Source organism: Blautia glucerasea (genome assembly GCF_013304385.1).
Lineage (GTDB): Bacteria > Bacillota > Clostridia > Lachnospirales > Lachnospiraceae > Blautia_A > Blautia_A ammoniilytica.
In genome coordinates, this window is record NZ_JAAITU010000006.1 from 128,124 (window position 1) to 134,883 (window position 6,760).

The 6,760-nt window shown below is 44.3% G+C and carries 7 protein-coding genes; 6 read left to right on the forward strand and 1 reads right to left on the reverse strand.

All coding sequences use genetic code 11. The annotated features are described in order from the left end of the window. Positions 1-32: 32 nt before the first annotated feature. The 5 genes from G5B11_RS04430 to thiI are packed head-to-tail and all read left to right on the forward strand — an operon-like array spanning position 33 to position 4,796. The gene (locus G5B11_RS04430; RefSeq protein ID WP_173727015.1) at positions 33-770 is read left to right on the forward strand and encodes a phosphatase PAP2 family protein; all 738 of its coding nucleotides are present in this window, start codon (positions 33-35) and stop codon (positions 768-770) included. Continuing rightward, complete coding sequence (gene prmA / locus G5B11_RS04435; RefSeq protein ID WP_173727016.1) at positions 745-1,698, forward strand: 50S ribosomal protein L11 methyltransferase; 954 nt, start codon at positions 745-747, stop codon at positions 1,696-1,698. The genes G5B11_RS04430 and prmA overlap by 26 nt, the downstream gene beginning before the upstream one ends. Positions 1,699-1,700: 2 nt before the next feature. Further along, a complete protein-coding gene (locus tag G5B11_RS04440) occupies positions 1,701-2,447 on the forward strand; it encodes a 16S rRNA (uracil(1498)-N(3))-methyltransferase (RefSeq protein WP_173727017.1) in 747 nt (248 codons plus the stop codon). Position 2,448: 1 nt separating this feature from the next. Beyond that, positions 2,449-3,603 carry a cysteine desulfurase family protein gene (locus G5B11_RS04445; protein WP_158421085.1) on the forward strand — a complete coding sequence of 385 codons (1,155 nt, stop codon included), beginning with the start codon at positions 2,449-2,451 and terminating at the stop codon, positions 3,601-3,603. 11 nt (positions 3,604-3,614) lie between these two features. Then, positions 3,615-4,796 carry a tRNA uracil 4-sulfurtransferase ThiI gene (gene thiI / locus G5B11_RS04450; protein WP_158421086.1) on the forward strand — a complete coding sequence of 394 codons (1,182 nt, stop codon included), beginning with the start codon at positions 3,615-3,617 and terminating at the stop codon, positions 4,794-4,796. A 57-nt stretch (positions 4,797-4,853) separates the two neighbouring features. On the opposite strand, the gene G5B11_RS04455 is transcribed toward thiI, so the two are convergent. Beyond that, a complete protein-coding gene (locus G5B11_RS04455; RefSeq protein WP_158421087.1) occupies positions 4,854-5,090 on the reverse strand; it encodes an HPr family phosphocarrier protein in 237 nt (78 codons plus the stop codon). 272 nt (positions 5,091-5,362) lie between these two features. On the opposite strand from G5B11_RS04455, the gene mtaB reads away from it, so the two are divergent. After that, positions 5,363-6,682: a tRNA (N(6)-L-threonylcarbamoyladenosine(37)-C(2))-methylthiotransferase MtaB gene (gene mtaB, locus G5B11_RS04460; protein WP_158421088.1), complete on the forward strand. Its 1,320-nt coding sequence runs from the start codon at positions 5,363-5,365 to the stop codon at positions 6,680-6,682. Positions 6,683-6,760 lie beyond the last annotated feature (78 nt).

Here is a 6,760-nt window from a genome sequence, read left to right on the forward strand (position 1 = left end):
TTAGACCTAATATAGAAAAGGAGTCGTCGGCTTTGAAAGAAAAAGCAAAATGGAAACAATTTCTTGATAAATATGTACCCAGATGGGCGGTTCTCCCGCTTTTGACTATCCTGGCAGCTAATTGCCTGATCTACTGGGGAAGTGATCTTCTTACTGCAAACAGGCATCATTTCGACTTTACCATGGGATTTGACCGGGCTGTGCCTCTGGTTCCATTTTTTGTGTGGTTTTATATCCTGGCATTTCCTTTCTGGGCAATTGGATATCTTCTGTCTGCAAGAAGGGGTAAAAAAACATTTTACAGATTTGTGGCTACAGACCTGACCATTCATCTGACATGCTTTATTTTATTCCTAGTAATCCCTACTACCAATATCCGACCGGAGCTGACAGATGGCACTATTTCTGAAAGGATCCTGGGTATTGTGTATGCTATGGATGGAGGTGTGCATCCATCTAATCTTTTCCCTTCCATCCATTGTTATGTAAGCTGGATGTGTTATCGTGGACTTAAGGGAGCCAGGGAGATTCCTGTGTGGTATCAGAGATTTTCCTTTGTATTTGCATCACTGATCATTGTTTCCACCCAGGTATTGAAGCAGCATTATATTGTGGATGCTGTGGCAGGAGTGGCACTTGTGGAAATATTCTGGAGATTTTACGGTAAAAAGCAGCGTTACCAGAAGCTGATGGGATTTTTTGAGGTGTTAAATCACAAGATTTGGAAAGGAGAAGGAAATTTAGATGAAGTGGAATCGTTTTACCATTAAAACAAAAACAGAGGCAGAGGATGTGATCATTTCAGCTCTTGCGGATGTGGGAATCCAGGGTGTGGAGATCCAGGACAAGCAGCCTCTTACAGATGAAGATAAAGCACAGATGTTTGTAGATATTATGCCTGATTGTCCAGAGGATGACGGGATCGCATACCTGAATTTTTATCTTGAAGAAGATGAGGATATAGAAGAAGTACTGCAAAATGTACGCCAGGTACTGGATGAGGTCAGCTCTTATATGGATATTGGAGAGGGCAGTATTGAACAGTCCCAGACAGAGGATAAGGACTGGATCAATAACTGGAAAGAATACTTCCATCAGTTTTATGTAGATGATATTCTGATCGTACCTTCCTGGGAAGAGGTTAAAGAAGAGGATAAAGGGAAAATGATCCTTCATATCGATCCGGGCACTGCTTTTGGCACTGGTATGCATGAGACGACCCAGCTGGTGATCCGTCAGCTGAAAAAGCTGGTCCATAAAGATACACAGATGCTGGATGTAGGAACAGGAAGCGGTATTCTTGGCATTGTAGGATTGAAGCTGGGAGCAGCCCATGTAGTTGGCACGGATCTGGATCCCTGTGCAGTTCCTGCAGTCGCAGAGAATAAAGAAGCCAATGGGATCCCGGATGATGCCTTTGATATGATGATCGGTAATATTATTGATGATAAGAAGATCCAGGATCAGGCAGGCTACGAGAAGTATGATCTTGTAACAGCCAATATCTTGGCAGATGTATTGGTTGCTCTGACACCAGAAGTGGTAAGCCATATGAAAAAGGGCGCTTATTATGTAACATCAGGGATTCTGGATGTGAAAGAGGATACGGTGGTACAGGCTGTGAAAGCTGCCGGTCTTTTGGTGGAAGAGATCACCCATCAGGGTGAGTGGGTATGTGTGACAGCAAGAAAGGAATAAGCATGCAGAGATTTTTTGTAGAGCCTGGACAGGTAGATGAAGCTGCAGGACAGATCCTGATCTGTGGGGATGATGTGAACCATATCCGGAATGTGCTCCGTATGCGGGAAGGTGAAGAACTTTGGATCAGTGCAGGGGGCGAAAAGGAATATTATTGCAGCATCCAATCCCTTTCACCGGAACAGATAGAACTTAAGATTTATTATATTTCCAGACCGGATTATGAACTTCCAACCCGACTGTATCTTTTCCAGGGGATTCCCAAAGGAGATAAGATGGATCTGATCGTGCAGAAAGCAGTGGAGCTTGGGGCTTATTCCATTATCCCGGTAGAGATGAAACGGTGTGTGGTACGGCTTGATGCCAAGAAAGCCCAGAAGAAACAGCAAAGATGGCAGCAGATCGCAGAAGGTGGTGCAAAGCAGTCGAGAAGGATGATCGTTCCAAAGGTAGAGCCGGTAATGTCCTTCAAAGAAGCTTTGGATTTTGCCGGGCAGATGGATCTTTGTCTTATTCCGTATGAGAATGCTAAGGGAATGGACGAAACACGACAGATTCTGTCTCAAGTAAAGCCAGGGATGAGCGTAGGGATATTCATTGGTCCTGAAGGCGGTCTTGAAAAAGAAGAGGTCCAGCTTGCCATGGAACATGGAGCAAGACAGATCACACTGGGGCACAGGATCCTGCGTACAGAGACAGCAGGAATGGCGATCCTGTCAGTACTGATGTTCCAGCTGGAGGAAAGATAAGATGGAAGCATATTTTGATAATTCAGCCACAACCAGATGCTATCCCCAGGTAGCACAGATCGTGGTAAAAACAATGACAGAGGATTTCGGCAACCCTTCAGCCATGCATCAGAAGGGTGTGGAAGCAGAAAAATACATCCGCGATACAAAGGAGATCCTTGCAAGGATCCTGAAAGTAAAGGAAAAAGAGATCTTTTTTACATCCGGTGGGACAGAAAGCAATAATCTTGCCTTGTTTGGGGCAGCCCAGGCTAATGCAAGAAGTGGAAAACACGTGATCACTACAGCAGTGGAGCATGCAGCAGTAGGGCAGCCAATGGAAAGGCTGGCGCAAATGGGCTATGAAGTTACAGTCCTTCCTGTAGATCGTACAGGTGTGGTAGATATGAAAGCCTTGGAAGAAGCACTTCGTCCGGATACGATCCTTGTTTCTACCATGTATGTGAATAATGAAGTGGGTGCAGTGATGCCTGTGGAAAAGATCGGAGCACTTGTCCATGAGAAAAGCCCTAAGGCTTTGTACCATGTGGATGCTATCCAGGCATTTGGAAAATATACCATCCATCCTAAAAAGACAGGGATTGATCTGTTGTCTGTAAGCAGTCATAAGCTGCACGGACCCAAGGGGGTTGGTTTTTTGTATATCAACGAGAAAGCGAAGATACAGCCCCAGATCCTTGGTGGCGGACAGCAGGATGGGATGCGTTCCGGTACAGACAATGTACCGGGGATCGCAGGTCTTGGTGTAGCTGCACAGATGGTTTATGACCATTTGGAGGAAAACAGGGAGCATCTTTATCAGCTGAAGGAATACTTGGCAGAGGGGCTTTTAAAGCTGGATGATGTATGCCTGAATGGTATGGGATTACGGGAAGGGGCACCACAGATCTTAAGTGCCAGCTTTCTTGGTATTAGAAGCGAAGTACTGCTTCATACACTGGAAGACCGGGGAATCTATGTTTCAGCAGGAAGCGCCTGCTCAAGCCATAAACGTAAAGCAGCAGGTACTTTGGCTGCCATGGGAATGCCGGTCTCCCAGAAAGAGAGTACACTTCGGTTCAGCTTTTCAGAAGAAAATACATTTGAAGAAATTGATTACTGTCTGGAAGTCCTTCGGGAAGTGGTTCCTGTACTTCGCAGATATTCCAGGCATTAGGAGGAGAATTAATGATATATCATGCATTTTTGATCAAGTATGCAGAGATTGCCATCAAGGGAAAGAACAGATACCTGTTTGAGGATGCCCTTGTAAAGCAGATGAACATTGCCCTTTCTGCAGTAGAAGGGGATTTTAGTGTTGTTAAGGAGCAGGGACGCATTTATGTATTCTGCCCGGAAGAATATGATTATGAAGATACAGTGGCAGCTTTGAAAAGGGTATTTGGCATCGTATATATCTGCCCTGTTGTGATTTATGAAGATCAGGGCTTTGACCAGATGGCAAAGGATGTGGTTTCTTATATGCAGGCCTGCCATCCAGGATATGCAGGCACTTTTAAGGTCTATACAAGAAGGGCAAAGAAATCTTATCCCATTCCATCTATGGAGGTAAGTGCAAAGCTTGGCGGCAGTATTCTGGATGCTTTTCCGGAGGCAAGGGTGGATGTACATGAGCCTGCGCTTACACTTTCCGTGGAGATCCGTGAGAAGATCTATGTTTATTCCCAGGCTATTAAGGGACCGGGCGGTATGCCGGTTGGAACCAATGGCAAGGCAATGCTTCTGCTTTCCGGCGGTATTGACAGTCCGGTGGCAGGATATATGATCGCAAAGCGTGGAGTAAAGATTGAGGCTGTCTATTTCCATGCTCCGCCATACACCAGTGAGCGTGCAAAGCAGAAGGTTGTGGATCTGGCAAAGCTGGTGGCAAAATACAGCGGTCCTATCCGCCTCCATGTAGTAAACTTTACAGATATCCAATTATATATTTATGATCAGTGTCCACATGATGAGCTGACCATTATCATGCGCCGGTATATGATGAGGATCGCAGAGCATTTTGCTAAGAAGGACAATTGTCTGGGACTGATCACAGGAGAGAGCATCGGTCAGGTAGCCAGTCAGACCCTGCAGAGTCTTGCTGCCACCAATGAGGTGTGTACACTGCCTGTATACAGACCTGTGATTGGATTTGACAAGCAGGAGATCGTGGAAAGAGCCTGGGAGATCGGTACATACGATACTTCTGTCCTTCCTTATGAAGACTGCTGTACCATTTTTGTGGCAAAGCATCCGGTAACAAAGCCAAATCTGAAGGTGATCAGCCGTTCAGAGGAGAAGCTTTCTGAGAAGATCCAGGAGCTGATGGATGAGGCATTAAGAACCACAGAGGTGATTGAGATAAGATAAAAATAAAAAAGAGGAACTGTGTACAGTTCCTCCCCAGATGGCTGGTGATGATGAAAATTATTCTACAGTATATTTCTGGATAATATCCATTACACCGTCAAGTGCGGATCCGTCAGCGTGGATGTTCAGGTCGATAGGCTTGGATAAGTCAAGGCTGAAGATACCCATGATTGACTTGGCGTCAATAACATATCTGCCGGATACTAAATCAAAGTCACAGTCAAATTTGCTGATTTCATTAACGAATGCTTTCACCTTGTCAATAGAGTTAAGTGAGATTTTTACTGTTTTCATTTTAATAACCTCCCTTGGGATAATTGTTATTTGTAACGGTTCAGTAACTGACAGGATGCTGCCGGCTGAATTGTTACGTTATCTTACAGATTTCATCTTACCTGTGCATATTCTAAAAGTCAAGGTGAAAAGAGATAAAAAAAATCGAAAGAATTAGTGAAATTGTATAAAAAATAAAAACGCTGCAGAAGCAAGATATACGTTGTATGATGCACATCTTGCAGTAAGAATGCCTGTGAGCATTCATGAAAGGAAAGTAGGAATCGGAAAATATGAAGAAAAAAGCAGCATTGCATAACCTGGGATGCAAGGTAAATGCCTATGAGGTAGAGGCCATGCAGCAGCTTTTGGAACAGGCCGGGTATGAAATCGTACCTTTTGAACCTGGGGCAGATGTTTATGTGATCAATACATGCACTGTTACCAATATTGCAGACCGTAAATCAAGACAGATGCTTCACAAAGCAAAAAAAATGAATCCAGAAGCAGTGGTAGTGGCTACCGGGTGTTATGTGCAGACTGATCAGGGAAAGCTGGATAAGGATCCGGCTGTGGATCTGATCCTTGGAAATAACCAGAAAAAGAACATTGTACAGGCACTGGAGGAATACCAGGAAGTCAGAGAAAAGGCTGCCCATGTGATCAAAATCAACCAGACAAAAGAATACGAAGAATTGAATATCCAGAAAACAGCAGAGCATGTGCGTGCTTATATCAAAGTACAGGATGGATGCAATCAGTTCTGTACCTATTGTATCATTCCTTATGCAAGAGGCAGAGTCCGCAGCAGGAAAGCAGAGCATGTGTTGAAGGAAGTGCAGGCACTGGCGGATGCAGGATACAAGGAAGTGGTGCTTACCGGGATCCATTTATCTTCCTATGGTGTGGATTTTCAGGAAGAAGAAAAAGAAACCCTTCTGTCTTTGATACTGAAAGTGCACCAGATCGATGGGATCCGACGGATCCGCCTGGGGTCCTTGGAGCCTGGGATCGTAACAAGGGAGTTTGCACAGACTTTATCTGGCCTTCCGAAAATTTGTCCCCATTTTCATCTTTCCTTACAAAGCGGCTGTGATGCAACGCTTCAGCGTATGAACCGGAGATACAGAAGTGATGAATACAGGCAGAAGTGTAAGCTTTTGCGGGAGTATTTTTCCAATCCTGCGCTGACCACAGATGTGATCGTAGGCTTTCCAATGGAGACAGAAGAAGAGTTTTTACAGTCGAAGAATTTTGTGGACAGCATCCATTTTTATGAAACCCATATTTTTAAATATTCCATGCGTCAGGGCACTAAGGCAGCAGCTATGGAAGGACAGATCCCGGAGCCAGTAAAAGCAGGACGCAGTGATCAGATGCTTCAGATGCATCATATTCATGCGGCTGAATATGAAAGATCTCTTCTTGGGCAGAAGCTGGAAGTGCTTCTGGAAGAAGAAATTCAGGTAAATGGCAGAGAATATTATCTGGGACACAGTAAGGAGTATGTAAAGGTAGCAGTGGAGAAATCCAAAGGGTATGGCATAAATGATATTATCACACTTCAGGCAGAGGACTTTTTGGACCAACATATGCTCCTTGGAAAGTTTTGATTGTATTTTACTGAGAATTATATTCCTGTCTTTGACAGTTACTAAACAAAAAGAATCGCTGTACCTCTTGATTTTACT